The following is a 23,800-nucleotide window of genomic DNA, read 5'->3' as shown; positions in this document are numbered from 1 at the left end:
GGCTCCCGCTGCTCCCGGGGGCGTCAGGGGCGGCGCGGGTACGCCGCCTCCAGGCCGCGCACGAACCCCTCGAACGCGGCGTCGACGCGGGCGGTGTCGCCGGTGACCAGGCGGTCCAGCAGCAGCCCGCGCATGGTCGACAGGACGAGGGTGCCCAGCGACCGGGCCGTCGCGGGGTCCGCGCCGGCGGCCGCGAACCCGGCGGCGACGAGGTCGCTGCGCTCGCGCACGGACCGCCGCACCGTCGCGGCGAGGCCGTCGTCGTAGAGCGCCTGGCCGGTGATGGCCAGGAACAGCCGGACGTGGCGCTCGCCCGGCTCGGCGGTGGCGTGGTGCCACAGCGCCCGCAGCGGCCCGCCCTCGGGGTCGCCCTCGTGCAGGCCCGGGGCGCTGAAGGCGCGGGTCAGGACGCGCTCGACGATCTCGGCGAGCAGCCCCTCGCGGGAGCCGAAGTGGTGCAGCAGCGCGGCGTGGCTGACGCCGACCCCCTCGGCGACGCGGCGCAGCGAGGCGTGGGCCAGGCCCTGCTCGACGACGTGCTCGGTGGCCGCCTGCAGGAGTTCCTCGCGGCGGTGCCGGTAGCGCAGCCGGCGGCCGTCCTCGGCCGGCGGGCCGTCGTCTGCGGGGGGTGGCACGGGGGAAGGGTAGCCGCGGCGGGGAGGTCGCCGGGCGGCGCGCAGGACTTGCTTGACCACGTGGTGAGGCAAAGTTAGCGTGAGCCCGGCCGGCCCGGTGGAGGTGCTCGGGGTCACGACGTCGCGTCCCCGGCGGCTCCGTCCGCGCGGGCCCGTACCCCCCGTCGGTCCCCGAGAGGAAACCCCGATGCCGCGCACCACCCCCACCAGCGACCGCACCCCGCGCCGCGGCACCCGCCGCGTGCGTGCCTCGCTCGCCGCGACCACGTTCGCCCTGACCCTGCCGCTGCTCGCCGCGCAGCCCGCGCAGGCCGCGGACAACCCCTACGAGCGCGGCCCGGCGCCCACGACGTCCAGCATCCAGGCCACCCGCGGCTCGTTCGCCACGGCGCAGACCACCGTCTCGAGCTTCTCGGCCCGGGGTTTCGGCGGCGGCACGATCTACTACCCGACCTCCACGACGGCCGGCACGTTCGGCGGGGTCGTCATCGCCCCCGGCTACACGGCCACCCAGTCCAGCATCGCCTGGCTGGGGCCGCGGCTGGCGTCCCAGGGTTTCGTGGTGTTCACCATCGACACCCTGAGCCGCTACGACCAGCCGGCCACCCGCGGCGACGAGCTGCTCGCGGCCGCCGACTACCTCACCGGCAGCAGCAGCGTCCGCAGCCGGGTCGACGCGAGCCGGATCGCGGTGGTGGGTCACTCGATGGGTGGCGGCGGCACCCTGGAGGCCGCCAAGGACCGCCCGTCGCTGCGCGCGGCGATCGGCCTGACCCCGTGGAACCTCGACAAGACGTGGCCGGAGATCACCACCCCGACGTTCATCGTGGGGGCGCAGGACGACACCGTCGCCCCGGTGACCTCGCACTCGGAGCCGTTCTACCAGTCGCTGCCCTCGACGACCGAGAAGGCGTACCTGGAACTGCGCGGCGCGAGCCACTTCGCCCCGAACTCGTCCAACACCACCATCGCCTCGTACAGCATCTCCTGGCTCAAGCGGTTCGTGGACGACGACACCCGGTACAGCCAGTTCCTGTGCCCGGCGCCGTCGATCACCACGACCATCAGCGAGTACCGCAGCAACTGCCCGTACTGACCGGCTGCGCGGCAACGGGTCCGGACAGCGCGCAGGCCCGGCGGGGAACCCCGCCGGGCCTGCGCGTGCGCCGGGTCAGTCGGTGCCGGACTCCATGGCCGCGGCGTCGAGCAGTTCGTCCTCGCTGGTCCGCCCGCGCGAGGCGATGGCCTCGGCGCCACCGGACTCCAGGGCGCCGATGAGGCTGACCTGCGAGCTGCCGACCATGCCCAGACCCGCGTACTGCTCCAGCTTGGCGCGGGAGTCGGCGATGTCGAGGTTGCGCATGGTCAGCTGGCCGATGCGGTCGACGGGGCCGAAGGCGGAGTCCTCGGTGCGTTCCATCGACAGCTTGTCGGGGTGGTAGCTGAACGCCGGGCCCGAGGTGTCGAGGATCGAGTAGTCTTCCCCGCGGCGCAGCCGCAGGGTGACGGTCCCGGTGACGGCGTTGCCGACCCAGCGCTGCAGGGACTCGCGCAGCATGAGCGACTGCGGGTCCAGCCAGCGCCCCTCGTACATGAGCCGGCCCAGGCGGCGGCCCTCGTTGTGGTAGCTGGCGACGGTGTCCTCGTTGTGGATGGCGTTGACGAGGCGCTCGTAGGCCGCGTGCAGCAGCGCCATGCCCGGCGCCTCGTAGATGCCGCGGGACTTGGCCTCGATGATGCGGTTCTCGATCTGGTCGGACATGCCCAGCCCGTGCCGGCCGCCGACGGCGTTGGCCTCCAGCACCAGGTCCACGGCGCTGTCGAAGGTCGTGCCGTTGATCGAGACGGGACGGCCCTGCTCGAAACCGATCGTCACGTCCTCGGGGGCGATCTCGACGGCGGGGTCCCAGAACCGCACGCCCATGATCGGCTCGACGAGTTCCACGCCGACGTCGAGGTGCTCCAGCCGCTTGGCCTCGTGGGTGGCGCCCCAGATGTTCGCGTCGGTCGAGTACGCCTTCTCGGTGCTCGCGCGGTACGGCAGGTCGCGCGCCTGCAGCCACTGCGACATCTCCGTGCGCCCGCCGAGCTCGGTGACGAACTCCGCGTCCAGCCACGGCTTGTAGATGCGCAGGGCGGGGTTGGCGAGCAGGCCGTAGCGGTAGAACCGCTCGATGTCGTTGCCCTTGTAGGTGGACCCGTCGCCCCAGATCTGGACGTCGTCCTCGAGCATCGCCCGCACCAGCAGGGTGCCGGTGACCGCGCGGCCCAGGGGCGTGGTGTTGAAGTAGCTGCGGCCGCCGGAGCGGATGTGGAACGCGCCGCAGGTCAGGGCGGCCAGGCCCTCCTCGACGAGCGCGGCGCGGCAGTCGACGAGCCGCGCGAGCTCGGCGCCGTAGGCCGACGCGCGGCCCGGGACGGAGTCGATGTCGGGCTCGTCGTACTGGCCGATGTCCGCGGTGTAGGTGCACGGTACCGCGCCCTTCTCGCGCATCCAGGCGACGGCGACGGAGGTGTCGAGACCGCCGGAGAAGGCGATGCCGACGCGCTCGCCGGCGGGCAGGGACGTGAGCACCTTGGACATGCGGAACAGTATGCACACCCCTGCATGAACATTCAAAGTCAGTCGACGGGAGCCTCCCGCTGCGGCGGCGGCGCGTGCAGGTACCGGCCCCCCGCCCGCAGCAGCGGCACCTCCTCCTCGGCCAGCAGCCGCGTCTCGTCCCGGTCCAGGCGCTCCTGCAGCCGCCACATCTGGGTGTCCTCCAGCAGCCCGTCGGCCACCAGGTCCGCCAGCGCCTCCCGCTTGAGGGCCAGCAGCTGCAGCTGCAGCGCGCGCAGCTCGCGCTGGTCCAGGTGCGCGCCCAGCGGCGAGCCGTCGGTGACGTGGTCGCGCAGCGCCTCCACCACCTCCGCCGACACCCCTGCGCGCCCGTCCGCCGCGTCCAGCTCCGTGCGGGCGACCTCGCTGAGCCGGGCGTACGCCCGCTCGTAGGCCGTCTGCTCCTCCAGGGCGTCCGGCACCGGCACGCGCGCCCAGCGGATGACGGCCGGCAGCGTCGCCCCCTGCACCAGCAGCGTGAACCCGATGACGACGAACGTCAGCACGAGGACCTCCTCGCGGCCGGGGAAGGGCCCGGCGCCGGCGCTCAGCGGGATCGACAGGGCCGCCGCCAGCGAGATGGACCCCCGCATCCCCGCCCACGTCGAGACCACCCGGGTGCGCCAGCCGACCCGCAGCGCCCGCTGCGCCGGGCGCCGGTCCAGGGCCCGCACCAGGTGCGGGGTCACGAGCATCCACAGCAGCCGGGTCGCGAACGTCGTCAGCGCCAGCAGCACCCCCTCGCCGACCAGCCGCGCCGCCTGCGACCCGCCGCCGGCGCCGGTGAACAGCGAACGCGCCTCCAGGCCGACGAGCACGAACAGGCCGCCGTTGACGAGCCACGTGGTGATCTCCCAGAACGCCCCGACCTGCAGCCGGCCGCGCGCGCCCACCAGGCGCCGGGTCTGCCGGCTGATCCCCAGCGCGCACACCACGACGGCCACCACCCCCGAGGCGTGGACCTCCTCGGCCAGCACCGAGGCCGCGAACGGCTCGACGACCGAGACCGCCCCCAGCACCAGCGGGTCGCTCACCCGGCGCAGCAGGAACAGGGCCAGCCACGCGACGACGACCCCGGCGGCGATCCCGCCCGCGTACGACCAGGCCAGGTCGCCCAGCGCCGACCAGGCGGTGACCCGCTCGCCGCCGGCGGCCGCGACGGCGACCGCCAGCACGACCAGCGCGGTGCCGTCGTTGACCAGGCTCTCCCCGCGCAGCATCGTCATCAGCCGCGGCGGCAGGGCGCGGCCGAAGGCGGCCACGGCGCTGGCGTCGGTGGGGGCCAGCACCGCGCCCAGCACCCACGCCGTCGCCCACGGCAGCCCCAGGGCGTGCCCGATGGCGGCGACGGCCGCGGCCGTGGCGACGACGAGGGGGACCGCGGCCAGCAGGATGGCCCGCCGGTAGCGCCAGGCGTGCTGCACCGACGTCGTGTAGGCCTCCCAGTGCAGGATCACCGGCAGCAGGACCAGCAGCACCAGGTCCGGTTCGACGACGACCTCCCCGGCGGCCGGGACGACCGCGAGCAGGCAGCCCAGCAGGAACAGCACCGTGGGCGGGGGCAGCCGGACCTGCCGGGACAGGGCCGGGGCGAGCGCGACCAGCCCCACGACGACGACGAGCAGCGCGTTGGTCTCCACGGCCCGACATGGTGGTCCGCCCCGGCCCGTTGTGCCAGGGCGTGCTGGTGCCACCTTCGCCGGGCCCACCCTCCCCGCCCTCCCCATTGCACCCCTCCCCGCCCTCCTTGGACCCCCAGGAGGGCGCGAAGCACTGTTCGGGCCCCGTGCAAGGGCCCGGGAGGGCCCGAAGCGTGCTCTGCGCGGGGGAGGGAGGCAGCGGGGAGGGGGTCAGCGGGGGAAGGGGGCAGTGGGGGAGGGGTCAGATCGCCTTGCCGGGGTTGAGGATGCCCAGCGGGTCGAAGACGGCCTTGAGGCCGCGCTGCAGGTCCAGGCTGTCCTGCCCGAGCTCGGCCCGCAGCCACGTCCGCTTCAGCAGCCCCACGCCGTGCTCGCCGGTCAGGGTGCCGCCGAGGCTCAGCGCCAGGTCGAACACCGCGCACGCGGCCTCCCACGGCGGGCCCTCGGTCACCGTCGCGCCGCGCTCGACGACGACGATCGGGTGCAGGTTGCCGTCGCCGGCGTGGGCGATGGTCGCGATCCGCACGCCGGTGCGGGCCGAGATGGCCTGGACGCCGGAGACCGCTTCGGCCAGCTTCGAGCGGGGCACCGAGACGTCCTCGATGAACACGTCGCCGGTGGCCTCCAGCGCGGGCAGCCCGGCGCGGCGGGCGGCGAGCAGCTCCTCGGCCTCGGCGGGGTCGGTCGTCGAGCTCCACGACGTGGCGAAGGGGGCGACGACCTCGCCGACGGCCGCGGTGTCCGCGACCGCGCCCCGGCCGTCGCACTGCACGACGAGCACCGCGGCTCCCCGCGAGCGCAGCGACGAACCCCGCGCCGCGTCGACGGCCTCGAGCGTCACGGCGTCGACGAGTTCGAGCACGGACGGCTGCAGCCGGGCCGACGTGATCGCCGAGGCCGCGGCGGCGGCTGCGACGACGTCGTCGAAGTGCGCTGCGAGGGTGGCGGTCTCGGCGGGCCGGGGCCGCAGCCGCAGGGTGGCGCCGACGACGACCGCGAGCGTGCCCTCGGAACCGACGACCAGGCTCGTCAGGTCGTACCCGGCGACGCCCTTGACGGTCTGCCGGCCCGTGGACAGCCGCCGCCCGTCGGCGAGCACGAGGTCCAGGCCCAGCACGGACTCGCGCGTCACGCCGTACTTGGCGCAGCGCAGGCCGCCGGCGTTGGTGGCGATGTTCCCGCCGACGGTGGAGATCGCGGCGCTGGCGGGGTCGGGGGCGTAGAACAGGCCGTGCTCGCCCGCGGCGGCGTCGAGGTCGGCGGTCAGCACGCCCGGTTCGACGACGGCGACCTGGTCGTCGGGCCGGAGCTGCACGATGCGGTCCAGGCCGGACAGGTCGAGGACGACCTCCCCGGCCCGCGCGCTGGCCCCGGCGGCCAGCCCGGTCCCGGCGCCGCGGGGCACGACGGGGGTGCGGTGGGCGCTGGCCCAGCGCAGCGTCTCGACGACGTCGTCGACGCACGTCGCCCGCACGACGCCGTCGGGGAGGGTGTCGGGGCGGTGGCCGGAGCGGTCGGTCGCCGCGGCCTCGCGCGCGGCGAGGTCCTCCAGCAGCTTCACGCCACCCCCTCCGCGGGGCCCTCGACGGGGATCGCCGGTGGCGTGCAGTGCTCGACGACCTGCACCAGCGGCAGGTCGAGCGCGTCGGCGAGCGCGACGACGGTGAAGAACGCCGGGGTGGGGATGCGGCCGGCCTCGATCTTGCGCAGCGTCTCGGCGGGGACGCCGGACAGCGCGGAGACCTGCGGGACGGTGCGCTCGCCGCGGGCGGTGCGCAGGAGTTCGCCGAGGCGGCGCCCGCGGGCGCGCACCTCTTCGGGCAGCGGGGGCCGGACCATGGACGTGATACTAATACCGGGATAGAAGTACCGGGATAAGAATACCGAAGGGGATGGCGATGGTGGAACTCAAGACGCCCGGCGAACTCGAGGCCATGCGCGCCGCGGGCCGGGTCGTGGCGCGGGCGCTCGCCGCCGTGCGCGAGCACGCCGCGCCCGGGGTGCGGCTCGACGAGCTCGACGCCGTCGCCCGCGAGGTGATCTTCGGTGCGGGTGCCACGTCGCCCTTCCTGAACTACCAGCCCCGGTTCGCCGACACCCCCTTCCCCGGCGTCATCTGCGCCTCCGTCAACGACGCCGTGCTGCACGGCATCCCCGGCCCCTACGTCCTGCGCGACGGCGACCTGCTCAGCGTCGACTGCGGCGCCGTGCTCGACGGCTGGGCCGGGGACTCCGCGACGACCTTCAGCGTCGGCACCCCCCGGCCCGGCGACGCCGAACTCGTCGCCGCGACCCGGGAGGCGCTCGCCGCCGGCATCGCCGCCGCCGTGGTGGGGAACCGGGTCGGCGACGTCTCCGCCGCCATCGGCGCCGTCGGCCACGCCCACGGCTGCGGCGTGAACACCGAGTTCGGCGGTCACGGGGTCGGGCACACGATGCACGAGGACCCCTCGGTGCCCAACGACGGCAAGGCCGGCCGCGGCCTGAAGCTGCAGGCCGGCCTCGTCATCGCCATCGAGCCGTGGTTCACCGCCGGCGGGAACCCCGCCTACCGCACCGACGACGACGGCTGGACGATGCGGAGCGTCGACGGCAGCCGCGGCGCCCACGAGGAGCACACCGTCGCGGTGACGGCCGACGGGCCGGTCGTCCTCACCGCGCCCTGAACCGGGCGGGGCGCTCCCGCGGTCCCGGCGGGCCGACGTAACCTGACGCTTCGGACGCCGGGAACCGGGGGCGTCAGGAGGTGAGGGGGAACCCTCCGGACGGAGTCGCCATGCCCAGGTCCTCGACCGCCCCCCTCGACCGCGCGACCATCGCCCGGGCGGCGCTGGAACTCATCGACGAGAACGGCCCGGGCTGGACGATGCGGGCCCTCGGTGACCGCCTGGGCGTGCGGGCCCCCTCCCTCTACAGCCACGTCTCCTCGCAGGAGGAGATCGTCGACGCCGTCCACGAGCTCATCAACGACGAGATCGACCTGGAGACCCTGCAGGCCCCGGACCTGCGGAGCGCGCTGACCGCCTTCGCGCGCTCCTACCGGGCCGCCTACGCCCGGCACCCCCGCGCCGCGGTCCTCATCGTGCGCCGCCCCATCGGCACCGAGTCGGCGCCGCGGGTCTACGACGCGGTGCTCGCCACCCTGCTGCGTCACGGCCTCGCGCCGGAGGAGGCGCTGCGCAGCGTCGTCGTCCTGGACTACCTGGTGCTGGGGTCGGCGGTGGAGACCTTCATCGGGGGTTTCGGGCGGACCGAGGAGTACGAGGGCAGGTACCCGGCGCTGGTCGCGGCCCTGCGCGCCTGCGACCGCCGGACCATCGACCAGGAGGGTTTCGAGGCCGGGCTCGCGCACCTGGTGGAGGCGGTGGCCGCCCGCGCCGCGGGCTGAGGACGTCCCGCGCGGCGGAGGCGCGGAAACCCTTGACCCGCTCTTCCTAACAGCATTAGGTTGCGGTCACGGCACTCGCCGAGCGCGCCCGCCCGAGCGGAACGCACCACCCCGCCACGTACCACCCGCGATGCACCGGACAGGGGGTCCGGCGCATCGCCCTGCGGTCGCGCGCCCACGTTCTCAGGGGGAGAACACATGCAGCGCAACACGTCCACGACCCGATCACGCTTCGTCCCCGCGGTGACCGCCGGGGTCCTGGCCACCTGCCTCGGTGCCGTGGCCGGTGCCCCCGCCGCGCACGCCGACGGCGGGGTCGGCATCTCCAGCGACTTCAACGGCGACGGGTACGAGGACCTCGCCATCGGCTCGCCCTACCAGGCCGTCCGGGGCAAGGCCGACGCCGGCACCGTGACCGTCTCCTACGGCGGTTTCGGTGGCGTGTCCGCCGGCGGCACCCAGCTGTGGCACGGCGACAGCCCGCAGCTGGACGGCAGCGCCTCGGACCACGAGTTCTTCGGCACCGCCCTGGCCGCGGCCGACTTCGACGGCGACGGGTACGCCGACCTCGCCGTCGGTGTCCCGGGCAACGGCTCCGGTGCCACCGGCGCCGGCAGCGTCGTCGTCCTCAAGGGCGGCCCGGGCGGTCTCACCGCCACCGGCAGCCGCGAGTACCGGCAGGGTGCCGGGGTCCCCGGCACCGCGGGCACGTCCGAGGACTTCGGCTGGGCCCTGGCCGCGGGCGACTTCGACCGCGACGGCCGCGCCGACCTGGCCGTCGGCGCCCCCGGCGACACCAGCGGCGGGATCCGCGGCGGCAGCGTCAGCGTCCTGCGCGGGGTGGACGAGTGGAACGGGAACTCCACCGTGCTCGAACCGGACTCCGTCTGGACCGACGGGCAGGTCGGGCAGGGTTTCCCCGCGAACGGCTCGCAGTTCGGCCGCGCGGTCGCGACCGGCGACGTCACGGGGAACGGTTTCGACGACCTCGTCGCCGGATCCCCCGGGACGCAACGGATCACCCTCCTGCACGGTGGCGAGGACGGGATCACCTCCGTGAACGGCCGCACCGTCACCCCGACCGACCTGCCGGGCGGCGCACCCCGTCCGAGCTTCGGGGTCACCCTGGCCGTCGGGCGTTTCGTGGGCAGCCACCACGAGGACGTCGCCATCGGGGCGCCGCAGGCTTCCGTGGTCTCCGAACCGGGTGCCGGGGTCGTCACCGTCCTGCGCGGCGACGCCTGGGGCGTCGACACGACGCGGCCGCAGGTCCTCGTCGAGGGAGCGGTCCCGGGCGGGGACATGCGGGCCCGCGACGGTTTCGGCTCCGCCCTCGTGGCCGGTTCCTTCGGCCACGGCGGCGAGGAGGACCTCGTCATCGGGTCCGAGGGCCAGGACGTCGACCTCGGCCGCGACGCCGGCGCGGCCTACGTCTTCTACGGCGGGGCCGAGTCCTTCTACGAGGCCGACCGGACCGTCCTGTCCTCCACCGCGGACGGCTACCGGAACGCGGGGAACACCAACGACTGGTTCGGCACGTCCCTGGGACGGGCGGACCTGAACGGCGACGGCCGGGACGAGGTCCTCGTCGGCGCCCCCGGCGACCGCGTCGGGGGGCTCCAGGCGGCCGGGTCGGTGGAGGTGTTCGCGGGCCAGGACGGCGCGGTGAGCAACTCGCACGCCCGCACGACGTGGCACCAGGGCCTGTTCCCGAACGTCGCGAACGCGCTGAACTCCCCGTCGGTGCACTACGGCCGCGGTCTGAGCCGCTGACCACGACGCCCCTCCGGCGCCACGCCGGGCGGGCGTCCCGACCCGTGAGGAGGTGCGCCCGTGCCGGCACGGACACCGGGGACGACGACGGGGACAGGGACCCGGACCAGCGAGGACGTCGGGTGGGACCGGCTCGACGCGCCCCTGCGCGAGGCCCTGGCGCGCGCGTGGGCGCAGCGCGGTGACCAGGTGGGGGAACTGCGGGGACGCCGTTTCGTGCAGACCCGCACCCCGGGGGTCGCCGGCAGCCGGTGGCGGGCGCGGCCGCCCGTGCCGGCCTCCGTCTCCACCGCGTTCGTCCACGGCGGGGAACTCCACCTGGCGGTGGCGGGTCCCGCGGGCGGTGCCGCGCTCAGCGCCCGCGCGGCCGACGTCGAGGCGGCTCCTGCGCCGGACGGGACGAGCCTGCTGCTCACCGCCACCTGGCGCGGGGGGAGCGAACGGGGCAGCACCTGCCTGGCCCTGGGGCCCGGACCGGCTGCGGCGGCCCTGCGCGCCGAGGTCGTCGCCGCCTGCGCGGGCCCGCTCCCGCGGGGAGGGCGAGGCTCCTGAGCCCTGCCCTCCCCGGCGGCCGGTCAGGGGGTGCGGCGGCGCGGGCGGGGTTCCTCCACGGCGCGGTACGTGCGGCGCAGGGTCCCGGTGGCCGCCTCCCCGAGCCGCTGGGCCACGGCCACGTACAGGGAGTCCAGGACCAGGGTGGCTCCCGCGCGGCTGGCCGTGGCTCCCGCGCGGTACGCGGTCTCGCGCCCGGTGGCGAGCAGGACGTGGTCGGCGGTGGTCGCCAGCGCCGCCCCCGCCGCGCTCGTCACGGCCACGACGGTGGCGCCGCGCTCGCGAGCGCGGCGGGCGGCGGCGACCACGTCGGGGGTGGTGCCGGAGTGGCTCACGACCAGCGCGACGTCCCCCGGGTGCAGGGTCTCGGAGCTGACCAGGGCGGCGTGCCCCTCGGTCCGCAGGCGGGTGGTCAGACCGACGCGGACGGCCTTGTGGTCGAAGTCGGCGGCCAGCAGGCCGGAGGTCCCGATCCCGTAGCAGTCGGTCAGCCGGGCGGCGTGGACGGCCCGCGCGGCGGCGTCGAGGGCGTCGAGGTCGAGGGTGCGGGCGGTGGCGTGGACCGCCTCGCTCTCCAGGGCGGCCAGCCGGGCGACGACCCCGGCGAGGTCGTCGGCGTCCTCGGGGGAACCGGTGAGGAGGGCGGCCGGTTCGGCCGGGGGCCCGGAGGCGGCCAGGGCGAGCCGCAGCTGGGGGTACCCGGCGAACCCCAGCGACCGGGCGGTGCGCACGACGGTGGCCTCGCTGGTGCCGGTCCGGGCGGCGAGGTCGGTGACGGTGAGCTGGGCGGCCCCGGCGGGGTCGTCGAGGAGCTCGGCCAGGACGCGCGCGGCCGAGGCGGTGGCCGAGGGCACGGCGGCGAGCAGGTGCGCGCGCAGGGACGCGGGGTCGGGTGCGGTCACGGGGCTCCGTCCGGGAGGGTCTGGCGGAATTTTTCGTCGAAGGCTAGTTTCATGTCAACTTCCGCCACTCGACGTCTGGAGCAGCCGTGAGCACCCCCCGCGGACACCTCGTCCGCTCCGAGATCGCCGAACAGCCCGCCGTCGCCGACCGGGTGCTGTCCGCCGCCGGCGGGGACCTGGCCCGCACCGCCCGCCTGCTGCGCGAGGCCGCCCCCCGCGCGGTGCTGCTCACCGCGCGCGGCACCAGCGACCACGCCGCCCTGTACGCCAAGTACCTCCTGGAGGTCGGCCTGGGGCTGCCGTGCGGGCTGACGTCCACCTCCACCCTCACCGTCTACGGCGCCACCCCGGACCTGCGCGGGGTGCTGTGGATCGCCGTCAGCCAGTCCGGGGGGTCCCCGGACCTCGTGGAGTCCACCGCCGCGGCCCGCCGCGCCGGGGCCACCACCCTGGCCGTGACGAACAACCCGTCCTCGCCGCTGGCCGCCGCCGCCGAGCACCACCTCGACGTCCACGCCGGCCCCGAGCTGGCCGTGGCCGCGACCAAGAGCTACACCGCCCAGCTGCTGACCCTGTGGCTGCTGGTCACCGCCTGGCGCGGCGGGGACCTCACCCCCGCCCACGCGGTGCCGGGGTTCCTGGCGCAGGCGGTCGCCGCGCCCGACGTCCCGGACGTGGCCGCCCGGTACCGGTTCGTGGACCGGCTCGTGCTGACCGCGCGCGGGTACTCCTACCCCACGGCGCGCGAGGCGGCGCTCAAGCTCATGGAGACCTCCTACCTGTCGGCGCAGGCGTTCTCGGCGGCCGACCTCATGCACGGGCCGCTGGCGATGGTCGACGCCGACCGCCCCGTCATCGCGGTGGTGCCCGAGGGGCCCGGCGGGGAGGCGGTGACCCCCGTCCTGGCCGCCCTGCACGAGCGCGGCGCGGACGTGTGCGCGGTGGCCCCCGCGGGGCTGGCCCCCCAGGCCACCGTCCGGCTCGCGCTGCCGTCGGGGATCCCCGAGGACCTCGCGCCCGTCGTGCAGATCGTGCCGCTGCAACGGCTGGCCCTGGAGATGGCCGTGGCCCGGGGGCTGGACCCCGACGCCCCCCGGGGTCTGCGCAAGGTCACGGAGACCCGGTGACCGTCCTGGCGCGGGGCACCGTCCGCACCGGCGCGCGCGTGCTGCCCGGCGGCTGGGCGCTGCTCGAGCGCGGTGAGGTGCTGCGGGTCGGGACGGGCCCGGCGCCCGCCGCCGACGAGACCGTCGAGGGAGCCCACGTCGTCCCGGGCTTCGTCGACGTCCACTGCCACGGCGGGGGCGGGGCGAGCTTCGGGGGACCCGTCGAGGACGCCGCCACCGTCGTCGCCACCCACCGCGCCCACGGCACGACCACCCTCGTCGCCAGCCTGGTCACCCGCCCCGTCGAGGAGCTGGCCGCGACCCTCGACGCCTACGCCGACCTCGTCGCCGACGGCGTCCTGGCCGGCGTCCACCTCGAGGGCCCGTGGCTGAGCCCGGACCACCGCGGGGCCCACGACCCCGCGCTGCTGCGCACCCCCGACCCCGCCGACCTCGACCGGCTGCTCGGCACCGGCCTCGTGCGGGTGGTCACGATCGCCCCCGAGCTGCCCGGGGGGCTGGACGCCGTGCGGCGCACCGCCGCCGCCGGCGCGGTCGCCGCGGTCGGGCACACCGGGGCCGGCGCCGACGTCGTCCGCGAGGCGGTCGAGGCCGGCGCGACGTGGGCGACCCACCTGTTCAACGCCATGCCCCCGCTGCACCACCGCGACCCCGGGCCGGTCGCGGCGCTGCTGGAGGACGAGCGGGTGACGGTCGAGCTCATCGCCGACGGGGTCCACCTGCACCCGCTGACGGTCTCCCTCGCCGCGCACCGGGCCGGGCCGGGGCGGGTCGCCCTCGTCACCGACGCGATGGCCGCCACGGGCTCCGCGGACGGCCGGTACCGGCTCGGCGACCTGGACGTGGACGTCGTGGGGGGAGTGGCCCGCCTCGTCGAGGGCGGTTCGATCGCCGGGAGCACCCTGACGCTGGACCGGGCGCTGCGGTTCGCGGTGACGCGGGCGGGGCTGGAGCTCGACGACGCCCTCGCGGCGGTCACGTCCACGCCCGCCCGCGGGCTCGGCCGCACCGACGTCGGCCACCTCGAACCCGGCGCCCGCGGCGGGGCGGTCGTCCTCACCGACGACCTCACCGTGCACCGCGTCCTCACCTGACACCCCGCCGACGACACCCCGCCGACGACACCCCGCCGACGACACCCCGCCGACGACGAGGGCGGCGGCCGGGAGGGACCCCGGCCGCCGCCCGGTCCCCGCGGCGCGGGGGTGGGGGTCAGAGACCGCCGACGGGCGGCTCACCCGTCTCGGGCACCAGGACGGGCGTGTCCGCGTCCAGCGTCCGGCCCCGGAAGAACGGTCGCAGCCGCGCCGCGCACAGCAGCATCAGCGGCACCCCCAGCACCAGCATCCCGATGCCGATGACGAACACGCCGCCGAGCGGGCCGAAGGTCGTGAAACCGTAGTCGGGCTCCAGCATGTCGACGCTGCTCCGGGCGAACGCCCACAGCATCGCGGCCCCGCCCAGGACGGGGAACAGCCCGCGCAGCAGGAAGTCGCGGACCGAGCGGGTCAGCGTCCGGCGGAAGTACCAGACGCACGAGAACGCCGTGATCCCGTAGTAGAACGCGACGGCCAGGCCGAGGGAGGCGATGGAGTCCTGCAACGCGTTCTGGCTCACCAGGCTCAGCACGAGGTAGAACGCGACGGCCGCCGCGCCCATGACGACCGTCCCGAAGGAGGGCGTCCGGTACCTGGGGTGGACGTTCGCGAACCGTTGCGGCAGCGCGCCGTAGACGGCCATCGACAGGGTCCCGCGGGCCGTGGGCAGGATCGTCGTCTGGGTCGAGGACGCCGCCGAGATCGCGACGGTGACCAGCAGCAGCCCCGACAGCACGGCGCCGCCCACGGGGTCGCCCAGCGTGGACAGCACGTCGTCGGCGTTGTCGGGGTTGTTCAGCCCGATGCCCGTGGTGCCGAACCCGGCGTAGGCCTGCACGGCGACGGCGACCAGGACGTACGTCACGACGAGGATCACGGTGGCCAGCAGGGCCGCGCGGCCGGGCGTCCGGTCGGCGTCCCGCGTCTCCTCGCTCACCGCCAGGCAGGCGTCCCAGCCCCAGTAGATGAAGATGCAGAGGATGACGGCCTCGGCCAGCGCCGACCCGCTCACGCCGAACGGGGAGAACCAGTCCCACCGCGGCTGCACGGCCTGCGCGCCGGCGTCGCCGGAGCGCACCAGCCACAGGGCGCCGACCGAGATGATCCCCAGCACCGCGAACTGCACGACGACCAGGACGTTCTGGATGCGCTCGGAGATCGTGATCCCGCGGTAGCTGACGTACGTCATGGCGACGATGAAGACCAGCCCGAGGCCGGTCCGCAGCAGGAGGTCCTCGGCCGCGCCGTCGAAGCCGAGGAAGCGCAGCGTGTAGACCGCGGAGATCTCCGCGACGTTGGCCAGGACGATGACGGCCGACACGGCCACCCCCCAGCCGCCCATCCAGCCGACCCACGGCCCGAAGGCCTTGGTGCCCCACGTGAACGTGGTGCCGCAGTCGGGGGCCGCGCGGTTGAGCTCGCGGTAGGCGACGGCGACCAGGAGCATCGGGACGAAGGCGACGAGGAACATCGCCGGGGCCTTGTCGTGGACGGCGAGGACGACGTACCCGAGGGTGGCGGCGAGGCTGTACGCGGGCGCGGTCGCGCCCAGGCCGATGACGGTGTTGCCCCACAGGCCGAGGGCGCCGGGCTGCAGGCCCTTGCCGGCGGCGGGGCCGGAGGTGACGGGTCCGTCGGGGGGGTGGTCGGTCCGGGGCACGGGACCTCCTGTGCGCGGGTGGGGGTGCAGAACTCGGAGACACTAGCAGCGGCCGGCGATAGGCTCGCGGATTCCGTCGTCTACCGGGTGGTGGACGACGGTTTCCGTCGTCCACCCTTGCTCGAGGCTCAGGTTGACGACACACTGACCCCAGAGCCCACCGAAGGAGGAGGTCCGTGGTGCCCGACCACCCGCTGGTCCCGCTGAGCGGGGAGGAGTTCCGCCGCAACCTCGACGTCCTCCGCGCGAGCGGCCGGCTGACGCCGACGACGCGCTTCGCGGGGGTCGTCCTGGCCGAGCCGCCCAAGGCCGACGTCCTGGCCTGGGCCCCCGGCGACCCGGTGCCCCGGCGGGCCCGCTCGGTGGTGTGGGACCGCGCCGACAACCGCGCCCACGACGTCGTCGTCGACCTCGTCGCCGGGACCGTCGAACGCTTCGAGCCGCTGCCCGGGGCCACGCCCAACTTCACCCTCGACGAGTTCCACGAGGTCGACCGCGTCCTGCGCACCGAGCCCCGCGTCGTGCAGGCCCTCGCCGCGCGCGGCATCACCGACCTCGACCTGGTGCTCCTGGACACCTGGACCTACGGCGCCGCGCTCATGCCCCCGCAGTGGCGCGACCGCCGCCTCGGGTGGGTCGACGTCTGGCGCCGCGGGACACCCGGCGGCAACCCCTACGCCCACCCCGTCAACGGCCTGAAGTTCGTCGTCGACGTCAACACCCTCGAGCTCCTCGACGTCGAGGACGGCCCCGTGGTGCCCGACGCCCCGACGCGCGGGGAGTACGACCCCGCGCTCACCGGCCTCGAACCCGCCCCGCCGCTGCGCCCCCTGGAGATCACCCAGCCCGAGGGCCCGTCGTTCACGGTCACCGACGACGGGGAGCTGCGCTGGCGGAACTGGTCGGTGCGGATCGGCTTCACCCACCGCGAGGGGCTCGTGCTGCACCAGCTCGCCTGGGTGGACGGGGACGAGCGCCGCGAGATCGGCTACCGGATGTCCTTCGCCGAGATGGTCGTCCCCTACCGCGACCCCTCCTTCGAGCACCGCCGCCGCACCGCCTACGACATCGGCGAGTGGGGCCTGGGGTACATGACGACGTCCCTGGAACTGGGCTGCGACTGCCTCGGCGAGATCCGCTACCTCGACGCCGTCCTGGCCGACTCCCGCGGCGAGCCGTACGTCGTCCCGCAGGCGGTCTGCCTGCACGAGGAGGACGACGCCGTGCTGTGGAAGCACGTCGACGAGCACGCCGGGACCCAGGTCCGGCGCTCGCGGCGGATGGTGGTCTCCTTCCACGCCACGGTCGCCAACTACGAGTACCTCGTCTACTGGCGCCTCTACCTCGACGGCACGATCGAGTGCGAGGTGCGCGCGACGGGGATCATGGTGACCACCCCGATCGCGGAGGGGGCGCCCACCCCGGCCACCGGGGTGCTCGTCGACGAGCGCACCTACGCCCCGATCCACCAGCACTTCATCGTCGCCCGGCTCGACCTGGACGTCGACGGACCGCGCACCACCGTCCACGAGGTCGACACCCACGTCGTCCCCACCGGACCGGACAACCCGCACGGGCTGGCGCTGGCGACGACCTCGACCCCGGTCCGCTCCGAGCGCGAGTCCGGCCGCGACGTGGACCAGCAGCGGCAGCGGGTCTGGAAGGTCGCCAGCACCCGGCGCACCAACGCGTGGGGCACGCCGACGGCCTACAAGCTCGTGACGCCCGACGCGATCCCGCACCTGTTCGCCCCCGACGCCCCGCAGTTCCTGCGGGCTCCCGTCATCGGGCACGACGTGTGGGTCACCCGGCACCACGACGACGAGCTGTGGCCCGCGGGGGACCACCCCACCCAGAGCTCGGAGGACCTGGGGATCACCCGCTGGACCGCCGACGACGAACCGCTGGAGGACACCGACACCGTGCTGTGGCACGTGTTCGGCATCCACCACGTGCCGCGGCCGGAGGACTGGCCCGTCATGCCGTCCGACGCCGTGGTGTTCCGGCTCAAACCGTCGGGGTTCTTCGACCGGAACCCCGCCCTGGACCTGCCGCCGAACCCGGCGGCGCACTGCCACCGACCGCCCACCGGAGGGAAGAAGAACTGATGGAGACGCTCCTCAACGTCGTCGACGGCGAGTCCGTCCCCGCAGCGGACGGCGCCACGACCGACGTCGTGAACCCCGCGACCGGCGCCGTGTACGCCACGGCACCGCGCTCGTCCGCGCAGGACGTCCAGACCGCCTACGCCGCAGCGGAGAAGGCCTTCAGCTCGTGGGGGCGCACCACCCCGGCCGAGCGGCAGAAGTTCCTGCTCGACCTCGCCGACGCCATCGAGGACCGCGCCGAGGAGTTCGTCGCCGCCGAGGTGGAGAACACCGGCAAGCCCGTCTCGCTGACCCGCAGCGACGAGATCCCGCCGGGGGTCGACCAGCTCCGGTTCTTCGCCGGCGCGGCGCGCGTCCTGGAGGGCCGGTCGGCGGGGGAGTACCTCGCCGGGCACACGTCGTGGATCCGCCGCGAGCCCATCGGCGTCGTCGGCCAGGTCACGCCCTGGAACTACCCGTTCATGATGGCCATCTGGAAGATCGGCCCGGCCCTGGCCGCGGGGAACACCGTCGTCCTCAAGCCCTCGGACACGACGCCGGCCTCCACCGTCCTGCTGGGCAGGATCGCCAACGAGATCCTGCCGCCCGGTGTGCTCAACGTCGTCTGCGGCGACCGGGACACCGGCCGCGCTCTCGTCGAGCACCCGACCCCGGGCCTGGTCGCCATCACCGGGTCCATCCGGGCCGGGATGCAGGTCGCGGAGTCGGCCTCCAAGCAGGTCAAGCGCGTCCACCTCGAACTGGGCGGCAAGGCCCCCGTCGTGGTGTTCGACGACGCCGACGTCGCCGCGGCCTCGGAGGCCATCGCCGCGGCCGGGTACTTCAACGCCGGTCAGGACTGCACCGCCGCCACCCGTGTCCTCGTCGCCCCCCGCGTGCACGACGACTTCGTGGCCGCCCTGTCCGAGCAGGCGCGCAACACGAAGATCGGCCTGCCGGACGACCCCGACACCGCGGTGGGCCCGGTGAACAACCCGAACCAGCTCGCCCAGGTCTCCGGCTTCGTCGACCGGCTGCCCGACCACGCCGTCCTGGGCGCAGGCGGGTCGCGGGGCACCGGTGACCTGGCGAACGGGTTCTACTACCAGCCGACCGTCGTGTCCGGGCTGGCGCAGGACGACGAGGTCGTGCAGAACGAGATCTTCGGCCCGGTCATCACGGTGCAGCGGTTCACCGACGAGGACGAGGCGCTGCGCTGGGCCAACGGCACGAAGTACGGGCTGGCCTCCAGCGTGTGGACGAAGGACTTCGGCCGCGCCATGCGCATGTCGGCCGCGCTAGACTTCGGCTGCGTGTGGATCAACACCCACATCCCGATCGTCGCGGAGATGCCGCACGGGGGGTTCAAGCAGTCCGGGTACGGCAAGGACCTGTCGATGTACGGGTTCGAGGACTACACCCGGGTCAAGCACGTCATGGCCAACCTCGACTCCTGAGGACGGGGCGCGTGCCGGGCCGCCAGCCCACCTCCACCCTCGACGACGTCGCGAAGCGGATCATCGAGGTCCTGCAGGTGGACGGCCGGATGTCCTACGCCGCCATCGGCAAGGCCGTCGGGCTGTCCGAGGCGGCGGTCCGGCAGCGCGTCCAGCGGTTGCTGGACGGCGGCGTCGTGCAGATCGTCGCGGTCACCGACCCGGTCCAGGTGGGTTTCGCCCGCCAGGCGATGATCGGGATCCGGGCCGACGGGGACACCCGCGTCGTCGCCGACCGGCTCGCCGAACTGCCCGAGGTCGACTACGTCGTGGTGACGGCGGGGTCCTTCGACGTCCTCGCGGAGGTGGTCTGCGAGGACGACGACGGGCTGCTGGAGATCGTGAACACGCGGATCCGGACCATCCCGGGGGTGCAGGCGACCGAGACGTTCGTCTACCTCAAGCTGCGCAAGCAGCTGTACGACTGGGGCACCCGCTGACGCGCTGACCGTCACCGCCCCGGCGTCCCGTTGTGCGACCGCCGTCGCGGGGGGAGGATCGGGGAGCACCGGGACGACCGCGGCTCCCGGTCCCGACCGCGAGGAGGCGGCGTGCGCGCGACGACGGTGGGTTTCTCCGGTTCGGGCGCCTCGCGGCGGGCCCTGCGCTGGACCGTGCAGGACTGCGCCGCGACCGGGCGGCCCCTGCACGTCCTGCTGGGGCCCGCCGCCGGGCACCGCGACCTCGACGCGGTGCTGGGGGAGGAGCTGCTGCGGGTCGCCGGCCGCGAACCGCGGTTCGACGTGACCCTGACGACCGACGACACCGCCCGCGCGCTGCTCGTGGCCGCCGCCGACAGCACCCAGCTCGTCCTGGGCTGCGGGCGCGACGTCGCACCCCTGGGCCCGGGGACCGGCCCGGTCCTGGGCGCGGTGCTGCCCCGCTGCCCCGTGCCCGTGGTCCTCGTGGGGCCGCAGGCCGTCCTGACCCCGGCCCGCCGCGTCGTCGTCGCCACCGACGCCACCGACACCGCTGACGCCACCGGTACCGCCGACGCCGCCGACACCGCGACCGACGGGGCCGTCGCGGCCTGGGCCGCGGACCGGGAGCTGCCGCTGCGGCTGCTGACCACGTGGCGGGCGCGTCCACCGGAGCCGGGGTCCGCCGAGGCGGAGCGGCGGCACGCCCACCTGCTCGCCGCCGGCCGGCACCACGCCGCCCGGGCGCGGCTGTCGGCGGCCACCCACCGCCCCGTGCACGCCGACGTGGTCGAGGGCCCGCTCGCCGACGTCGTCCCGCGGCGGCTGAGCGTGGGGGACCTGCTCGTGGTCGCGGCCGGGGCGGTGCCGGACCTGCCGGTGCGGACGCTGCGCTCACCCGTCGTGCTGGTGCCCCCACCCTCGACACGGCCCCCCGTGCCCACCGGTGAGCCCGGCGACCGGCAGCGCGTGCAGGTCCCCCCGGTGGGGCACCCGGCGCTCACCGGCGCCTGACGCCCGGCGTCCCGGGACGCCGGGCGGGGCGCACCGCGGGTGTTCGTCGTCGCCGACGACTGCACCGGTCCCGCCCCGGCGTGGACCGGTCCCGGTCCGCGGCCGGTGGGTCAGCGGTCCCCGGCGGGCACCAGTTCCGCGAGGAGCTGCTCGACGAGGGTGCGGATCCGGTCGCGGATGGGGCGCACGGCCTCCACGCCCTTGCCGGCGGGGTCCTCCAGCTGCCAGTCCAGGTACCGCTTGCCGGGGTAGAAGGGGCAGGCGTCGCCGCAGCCCATGGTGATGACGACGTCGGAGGCCTCGACGGCTTCGGGGGTGAGGACCTTCGGGCTCTGGTCGGAGATGTCGATGCCGACCTCACCCATCGCCGCCACCGCGGAGGGGTTGACGGAGTCCTTCGGCGCTGAGCCGGCGGAGCGGACCTCGACGGCGTCCCCGGCGAGGTGGGTCAGCCAGCCGGCGGCCATCTGGGACCGGCCGGCGTTGTGGACGCAGACGAACAGGACGCTGGGCTTGCTCTGGTTCACCGGGTGGTCTCCGCATCGGGGTGGGGGTCGGGCTGGGTGTCGGGCTGGGTATCGGGGTCGGTCTGGGGGTGGGGCACGAGGACGTCACCGGCGGCGGCGCCGGCCGTGGGGTGCAGCGCGAGCAGGACCCCCGCGCCGACCACGCCGCCGACCAGCTGGGCGGCGGTGAACGCGGCCGCGGAGGCCGGGGCGATGCCGGCGAAGGTGTCGGTGAAGACGCGGCCGACCGTCACGGCGGGGTTGGCGAACGAGGTGGAGCTGGTGAACCAGTACGCGGCGCCGACGTAGGCGCCGACGGCGGGGGCGGCGATCGCGGCCCGCCCGGTGCGGGCCAGGGCGAAGACCAGGAGCACCAGGACGGCGGTGGCGACGACCTCGGCGAGCAGGTGCCCGCTGGTGGTCCGGTCCTCGTCCGAGGTCTGCAGCACGGGCAGGTCGAACATCGCGTTGGCCAGCAGGCTGCCGCCGACGGCCCCGGCGGTCTGCGCCGCGAGGTAGGGCAGCACGTCCTGCCCGCGCAGGCCCGTCCCGGCGCGCCGCCCCAGCGCCCAGTCGGCCAGGGTGACCACGGGGTTGAAGTGGGCGCCGGAGACGGGCCCGAACAGCAGGATCAGCACGGCCAGGCCCAGGACGGTGGCGGTGGAGTTCTCCAGCAGCTGCAGCCCGACGTCGTCCGGGGACAGCCGCTGGGCGGCGGTGCCGGAGCCGACGACGACCGCGACCAGCAGGCCGGTGCCCAGGAACTCGGCGAGCAGGCGGCGGGGCAGCGGGACGGTCACCGGCACCCGCACGAGCCGGTCGGGTGCGTGCCGCCGCCCTGCGCCTGCGCCGCGCAGCACTCCGCGACCCCTGCCGCGGCGACCGCCCCGGCCGGGTCGGCGATGGGCTTGGTCGCGCGGACGACCGCGCCGTGCAGGCCCTCGGCGACCTCGTGGGTGAACTCGACGCTGGCGTCGGTGAAACCCGCGGCGGCCAGGCCGTGGAGGTACTCGCTGCGGGAGAGCGCCCCGGCGATGCAGCCGGCGTAGCTGCCGCGTTCGGCGCGCTGGGCGGGGGTGAGGTGGTCCTCGGCGACGACGTCGGAGATCCCGATCCGGCCGCCGGGGGTCAGGACCCGGAACACCTCGGCCAGGACGGCGGGCTTGTCGGTGGACAGGTTGACGACGCAGTTGGAGATGACCACGTCGACGGTGCCCGCGGGCAGCGGGACGGCCTCGATGCGGCCCAGGAGGAACTCCACGTTCTCCGCGCCGGCCTCGGCGGCGTTCGCCCGGGCCAGGGCGAGCATCTCCTCGGTCATGTCCAGGCCGTAGGCCTTGCCGGTGGGGCCGACGCGCTCGGCCGAGAGCAGCACGTCGATCCCGCCGCCGGAGCCGAGGTCCAGGACCCGGTCGCCGGGCTGCAGGTCGGCCACGACCAGCGGGTTGCCGCACCCGAGCGAGGCGGCGACCGCGCCGGCGGGCAGCCCGTCCAGCTCCCGGGCGCCGTAGCGGGCGGCGCCGAAGACGTCGGTCTGCTCCAGGGCGTCCGCGCTCCCGCACGAGCCCTGTCCGCCGGCGGTGACCACCCGGGCGGCGGCGGCGTACCGCTGCCGGACCTCTTCCCGGAGCTGCTCCGGAGCCTCGTGCGCGTGCTGGTCCACCATCGCTCCCCCTGCTCCTGGGCATCGACGGGCGTCGATGCGTACGTGGGTCCACTGTGGACTCGGACATCGACACCCGTCAATGTCTGGGGCATGCTGGGGCCATGACGACGGCGCTGCCCCTGACCGAGCGGACGGCCCCGGGGACGACCGGCTGCTGCGCACCGGTGACCGGGGTGCCGCTCTCGCTGCAGGAGGCGGAGCGGCTGGCGGCCGCGCTGAAGGCGGTGGCCGAGCCGACCCGGCTGCGGCTGCTGTCGCTGGTCGCCGCCCACGAGGGGCAGGAGGCGTGCGTGTGCGACCTCACCGAGCCCGTCGGCCTGTCCCAGCCGACGGTGTCGCACCACCTGAAGGTGCTCGTCGACGCCGGCCTGCTGGAGCGGGAGAAGCGCGGCGTGTGGGCGTACTACCGGCTCGTGCGCGGGCGGCTGGAAGACCTCGCCCGCGCCCTCGCGCCGACCCCCTGAGCCTCGCCGCCGACCGGCGGCACCTCCTCGCGGTTCCGGTCGAACACCTGTTCGATCCCGTGGCATCCTCGTGGGGTGTCCGGTGGCCAGCTGCGCAGGGACGGGCAGCGCCCGCTGTACGAGGTCGTCCGCGAGCAGCGGGCCCGGCGGGAGGAACCGGCCGTGCGCCACTGCTGGGTCCGCTCACCCGAGGGCGGGGACCCGTGGCCGGGCATCGTCGTGTCCTGGGTCCGGGACCCGGGCGGGTGGCGGGGTCGCGTCGTCTACGTGGTGCCCGGGGACGAGCCCGTGCTCGTCGAGGCGTGGGTCGAGGCCGAGCACCTGCGCCCCGTCACCGGGTGACGATCGCGTCGGCCTCGACCTCCACGAGCAGCCCGGGTTCGATGAGCCGGCTCACCTCGACCATCGTGGCGGCGGGCCGCACGTGCCCGAGGAACTCCCCGTGCACGCGGCCCACCTCCTCCCAGCGGGAGATGTCGGTGACGAACAGCCGCGTGCGCACGACGTCCTCGAGCGTCGCCCCGGCCTCCAGCAGGGCGGCGCGGATCCGGACGAGGCAGGTGCGGGTCTGCTCGGCGATGTCGTCGCCGCCGACGGGGCCCTGCGGCGAGGCGGCCGTCGTGCCGGCCACGGCGACGTGGTCGCCGACGCGCACCGCGCGCGAGTAGCCCACGAGGGGTTCCCAGGTGCCGCCGCTGGAGACGAGCTGACGAGTGCTCACGGGAGGACTCTGCCGCACCCGGGCGGCCCGCGGTGCCGTAGCGTCCGGACG

24 protein-coding genes are annotated in these 23,800 nt (G+C 75.3%); 13 read left to right on the top strand and 11 right to left on the bottom strand.

Features of this window, described 5'->3' with window-relative positions; translation table 11 throughout:
- Nucleotides 1-23 precede the first annotated feature (23 nt).
- Nucleotides 24-635, bottom strand: a complete 612-nt coding sequence (locus BJ968_RS06780; RefSeq protein WP_179750355.1) for a TetR family transcriptional regulator — start codon at nucleotides 633-635, stop codon at nucleotides 24-26.
- A gap of 187 nt (nucleotides 636-822) precedes the next feature.
- Here BJ968_RS06780 and BJ968_RS06775 point away from each other — a divergent pair, with 187 nt between their 5' ends.
- On the top strand, nucleotides 823-1,731 hold the full coding sequence (locus tag BJ968_RS06775; RefSeq protein ID WP_179750354.1) for a dienelactone hydrolase family protein: 909 nt from the start codon (nucleotides 823-825) through the stop codon (nucleotides 1,729-1,731).
- 75 nt (nucleotides 1,732-1,806) lie between these two features.
- Here BJ968_RS06775 and argG read toward each other — a convergent pair whose 3' ends face one another.
- The 4 genes from argG to BJ968_RS06755 all read right to left on the bottom strand — a co-directional run bounded on the left by argG (nucleotide 1,807) and on the right by BJ968_RS06755 (nucleotide 6,716).
- Nucleotides 1,807-3,219: an argininosuccinate synthase gene (gene argG / locus BJ968_RS06770; protein ID WP_179750352.1), complete on the bottom strand. Its 1,413-nt coding sequence runs from the start codon at nucleotides 3,217-3,219 to the stop codon at nucleotides 1,807-1,809.
- Nucleotides 3,220-3,257: 38 nt separating this feature from the next.
- Nucleotides 3,258-4,877: a Na+/H+ antiporter gene (locus BJ968_RS06765; RefSeq protein ID WP_179750350.1), complete on the bottom strand. Its 1,620-nt coding sequence runs from the start codon at nucleotides 4,875-4,877 to the stop codon at nucleotides 3,258-3,260.
- A gap of 241 nt (nucleotides 4,878-5,118) precedes the next feature.
- A complete protein-coding gene (locus BJ968_RS06760) occupies nucleotides 5,119-6,438 on the bottom strand; it encodes an FAD-linked oxidase C-terminal domain-containing protein (protein ID WP_179750348.1) in 1,320 nt (439 codons plus the stop codon).
- Nucleotides 6,435-6,716, bottom strand: a complete 282-nt coding sequence (locus BJ968_RS06755) for a helix-turn-helix domain-containing protein (RefSeq protein ID WP_179750346.1) — start codon at nucleotides 6,714-6,716, stop codon at nucleotides 6,435-6,437. The genes BJ968_RS06760 and BJ968_RS06755 overlap by 4 nt, the downstream gene beginning before the upstream one ends.
- A 59-nt stretch (nucleotides 6,717-6,775) precedes the next feature.
- On the opposite strand from BJ968_RS06755, the gene map reads away from it, so the two are divergent.
- The 4 genes from map to BJ968_RS06735 all read left to right on the top strand — a co-directional run bounded on the left by map (nucleotide 6,776) and on the right by BJ968_RS06735 (nucleotide 10,590).
- Nucleotides 6,776-7,543, top strand: coding sequence for a type I methionyl aminopeptidase (gene map, locus BJ968_RS06750; RefSeq protein ID WP_179756317.1), 768 nt, complete (start codon nucleotides 6,776-6,778; stop codon nucleotides 7,541-7,543).
- 110 nt (nucleotides 7,544-7,653) lie between these two features.
- A complete protein-coding gene (locus BJ968_RS06745) occupies nucleotides 7,654-8,265 on the top strand; it encodes a TetR/AcrR family transcriptional regulator C-terminal domain-containing protein (RefSeq protein WP_179750344.1) in 612 nt (203 codons plus the stop codon).
- A gap of 198 nt (nucleotides 8,266-8,463) precedes the next feature.
- Nucleotides 8,464-10,038, top strand: coding sequence for an FG-GAP and VCBS repeat-containing protein (locus tag BJ968_RS06740; RefSeq protein ID WP_179750342.1), 1,575 nt, complete (start codon nucleotides 8,464-8,466; stop codon nucleotides 10,036-10,038).
- A 60-nt stretch (nucleotides 10,039-10,098) separates the two neighbouring features.
- Nucleotides 10,099-10,590 (top strand): hypothetical protein, encoded by a 492-nt coding sequence (locus BJ968_RS06735; RefSeq protein WP_179750339.1) that lies wholly within the window; start codon nucleotides 10,099-10,101, stop codon nucleotides 10,588-10,590.
- A gap of 23 nt (nucleotides 10,591-10,613) precedes the next feature.
- Here the strand turns inward: BJ968_RS06735 and BJ968_RS06730 are convergent, their stop codons facing one another.
- Nucleotides 10,614-11,492 (bottom strand): SIS domain-containing protein, encoded by an 879-nt coding sequence (locus tag BJ968_RS06730; RefSeq protein ID WP_179750337.1) that lies wholly within the window; start codon nucleotides 11,490-11,492, stop codon nucleotides 10,614-10,616.
- An 86-nt stretch (nucleotides 11,493-11,578) separates the two neighbouring features.
- Between BJ968_RS06730 and BJ968_RS06725 the strand changes: the two genes are divergently transcribed.
- Both BJ968_RS06725 and BJ968_RS06720 read left to right on the top strand, forming a co-directional pair.
- On the top strand, nucleotides 11,579-12,619 hold the full coding sequence (locus BJ968_RS06725; protein ID WP_179750335.1) for an SIS domain-containing protein: 1,041 nt from the start codon (nucleotides 11,579-11,581) through the stop codon (nucleotides 12,617-12,619).
- Nucleotides 12,616-13,713: an amidohydrolase family protein gene (locus BJ968_RS06720; RefSeq protein ID WP_179750333.1), complete on the top strand. Its 1,098-nt coding sequence runs from the start codon at nucleotides 12,616-12,618 to the stop codon at nucleotides 13,711-13,713. The genes BJ968_RS06725 and BJ968_RS06720 overlap by 4 nt, the downstream gene beginning before the upstream one ends.
- A gap of 118 nt (nucleotides 13,714-13,831) precedes the next feature.
- On the opposite strand, the gene BJ968_RS06715 is transcribed toward BJ968_RS06720, so the two are convergent.
- The gene (locus BJ968_RS06715) at nucleotides 13,832-15,376 is read right to left on the bottom strand and encodes an amino acid permease (protein WP_179750331.1); all 1,545 of its coding nucleotides are present in this window, start codon (nucleotides 15,374-15,376) and stop codon (nucleotides 13,832-13,834) included.
- A gap of 179 nt (nucleotides 15,377-15,555) precedes the next feature.
- On the opposite strand from BJ968_RS06715, the gene BJ968_RS06710 reads away from it, so the two are divergent.
- The 4 genes from BJ968_RS06710 (at nucleotide 15,556) to BJ968_RS06695 (ending at nucleotide 20,392) form a co-directional block, all read left to right on the top strand.
- Complete coding sequence (locus BJ968_RS06710) at nucleotides 15,556-17,484, top strand: primary-amine oxidase (protein ID WP_179750329.1); 1,929 nt, start codon at nucleotides 15,556-15,558, stop codon at nucleotides 17,482-17,484.
- Nucleotides 17,484-18,920 (top strand): gamma-aminobutyraldehyde dehydrogenase, encoded by a 1,437-nt coding sequence (locus tag BJ968_RS06705; RefSeq protein WP_179750327.1) that lies wholly within the window; start codon nucleotides 17,484-17,486, stop codon nucleotides 18,918-18,920. The genes BJ968_RS06710 and BJ968_RS06705 overlap by 1 nt, the downstream gene beginning before the upstream one ends.
- A gap of 11 nt (nucleotides 18,921-18,931) precedes the next feature.
- Nucleotides 18,932-19,399 carry an Lrp/AsnC ligand binding domain-containing protein gene (locus BJ968_RS06700; RefSeq protein ID WP_179750325.1) on the top strand — a complete coding sequence of 156 codons (468 nt, stop codon included), beginning with the start codon at nucleotides 18,932-18,934 and terminating at the stop codon, nucleotides 19,397-19,399.
- Nucleotides 19,400-19,510: 111 nt separating this feature from the next.
- The gene (locus BJ968_RS06695; RefSeq protein ID WP_179750323.1) at nucleotides 19,511-20,392 is read left to right on the top strand and encodes a universal stress protein; all 882 of its coding nucleotides are present in this window, start codon (nucleotides 19,511-19,513) and stop codon (nucleotides 20,390-20,392) included.
- A 110-nt stretch (nucleotides 20,393-20,502) separates the two neighbouring features.
- Here BJ968_RS06695 and BJ968_RS06690 read toward each other — a convergent pair whose 3' ends face one another.
- Genes BJ968_RS06690 through arsM form a run of 3 tightly spaced genes read right to left on the bottom strand, consistent with a single transcriptional unit; the run spans nucleotide 20,503 to nucleotide 22,564 of the window.
- Nucleotides 20,503-20,859 carry an arsenate reductase ArsC gene (locus BJ968_RS06690; RefSeq protein WP_179756315.1) on the bottom strand — a complete coding sequence of 119 codons (357 nt, stop codon included), beginning with the start codon at nucleotides 20,857-20,859 and terminating at the stop codon, nucleotides 20,503-20,505.
- A gap of 56 nt (nucleotides 20,860-20,915) precedes the next feature.
- The gene (locus tag BJ968_RS06685) at nucleotides 20,916-21,698 is read right to left on the bottom strand and encodes an aquaporin (RefSeq protein ID WP_179750321.1); all 783 of its coding nucleotides are present in this window, start codon (nucleotides 21,696-21,698) and stop codon (nucleotides 20,916-20,918) included.
- The gene (gene arsM / locus BJ968_RS06680) at nucleotides 21,695-22,564 is read right to left on the bottom strand and encodes an arsenite methyltransferase (protein ID WP_179750319.1); all 870 of its coding nucleotides are present in this window, start codon (nucleotides 22,562-22,564) and stop codon (nucleotides 21,695-21,697) included. Before arsM ends, BJ968_RS06685 begins: the two co-directional genes overlap by 4 nt.
- A gap of 101 nt (nucleotides 22,565-22,665) precedes the next feature.
- Here arsM and BJ968_RS06675 point away from each other — a divergent pair, with 101 nt between their 5' ends.
- A complete protein-coding gene (locus tag BJ968_RS06675; RefSeq protein ID WP_179750317.1) occupies nucleotides 22,666-23,028 on the top strand; it encodes an ArsR/SmtB family transcription factor in 363 nt (120 codons plus the stop codon).
- A 75-nt stretch (nucleotides 23,029-23,103) separates the two neighbouring features.
- Nucleotides 23,104-23,370, top strand: a complete 267-nt coding sequence (locus BJ968_RS06670; protein WP_179750315.1) for a hypothetical protein — start codon at nucleotides 23,104-23,106, stop codon at nucleotides 23,368-23,370.
- Here BJ968_RS06670 and BJ968_RS06665 read toward each other — a convergent pair.
- Nucleotides 23,360-23,749 carry a Rid family hydrolase gene (locus BJ968_RS06665; protein WP_179750313.1) on the bottom strand — a complete coding sequence of 130 codons (390 nt, stop codon included), beginning with the start codon at nucleotides 23,747-23,749 and terminating at the stop codon, nucleotides 23,360-23,362. The genes BJ968_RS06670 and BJ968_RS06665 overlap by 11 nt on opposite strands.
- Nucleotides 23,750-23,800 lie beyond the last annotated feature (51 nt).

The organism is Kineococcus aurantiacus, assembly GCF_013409345.1.
Lineage (GTDB): Bacteria > Actinomycetota > Actinomycetes > Actinomycetales > Kineococcaceae > Kineococcus > Kineococcus aurantiacus.
The sequence above is the reverse complement of the archived record's forward strand: the minus strand, read 5'-3'. Positions and strand labels throughout refer to the sequence as shown.

What these genes read in the sequence shown, in the direction of transcription:
- BJ968_RS06775 (WP_179750354.1), top strand. Translation starts at nt 823, where the DNA reads ATGCCGCGCACCACCCCCACCAGCGACCGCACCCCGCGCCGCGGCACC.
- argG (WP_179750352.1), bottom strand. Translation starts at nt 3,219, where the DNA reads ATGTCCAAGGTGCTCACGTCCCTGCCCGCCGGCGAGCGCGTCGGCATC.
- BJ968_RS06755 (WP_179750346.1), bottom strand. Translation starts at nt 6,716, where the DNA reads ATGGTCCGGCCCCCGCTGCCCGAAGAGGTGCGCGCCCGCGGGCGCCGC.
- map (WP_179756317.1), top strand. Translation starts at nt 6,776, where the DNA reads ATGGTGGAACTCAAGACGCCCGGCGAACTCGAGGCCATGCGCGCCGCG.
- BJ968_RS06745 (WP_179750344.1), top strand. Translation starts at nt 7,654, where the DNA reads ATGCCCAGGTCCTCGACCGCCCCCCTCGACCGCGCGACCATCGCCCGG.
- BJ968_RS06740 (WP_179750342.1), top strand. Translation starts at nt 8,464, where the DNA reads ATGCAGCGCAACACGTCCACGACCCGATCACGCTTCGTCCCCGCGGTG.
- BJ968_RS06705 (WP_179750327.1), top strand. Translation starts at nt 17,484, where the DNA reads ATGGAGACGCTCCTCAACGTCGTCGACGGCGAGTCCGTCCCCGCAGCG.
- BJ968_RS06690 (WP_179756315.1), bottom strand. Translation starts at nt 20,859, where the DNA reads ATGGCCGCCGGCTGGCTGACCCACCTCGCCGGGGACGCCGTCGAGGTC.
- arsM (WP_179750319.1), bottom strand. Translation starts at nt 22,564, where the DNA reads ATGGTGGACCAGCACGCGCACGAGGCTCCGGAGCAGCTCCGGGAAGAG.
- BJ968_RS06675 (WP_179750317.1), top strand. Translation starts at nt 22,666, where the DNA reads ATGACGACGGCGCTGCCCCTGACCGAGCGGACGGCCCCGGGGACGACC.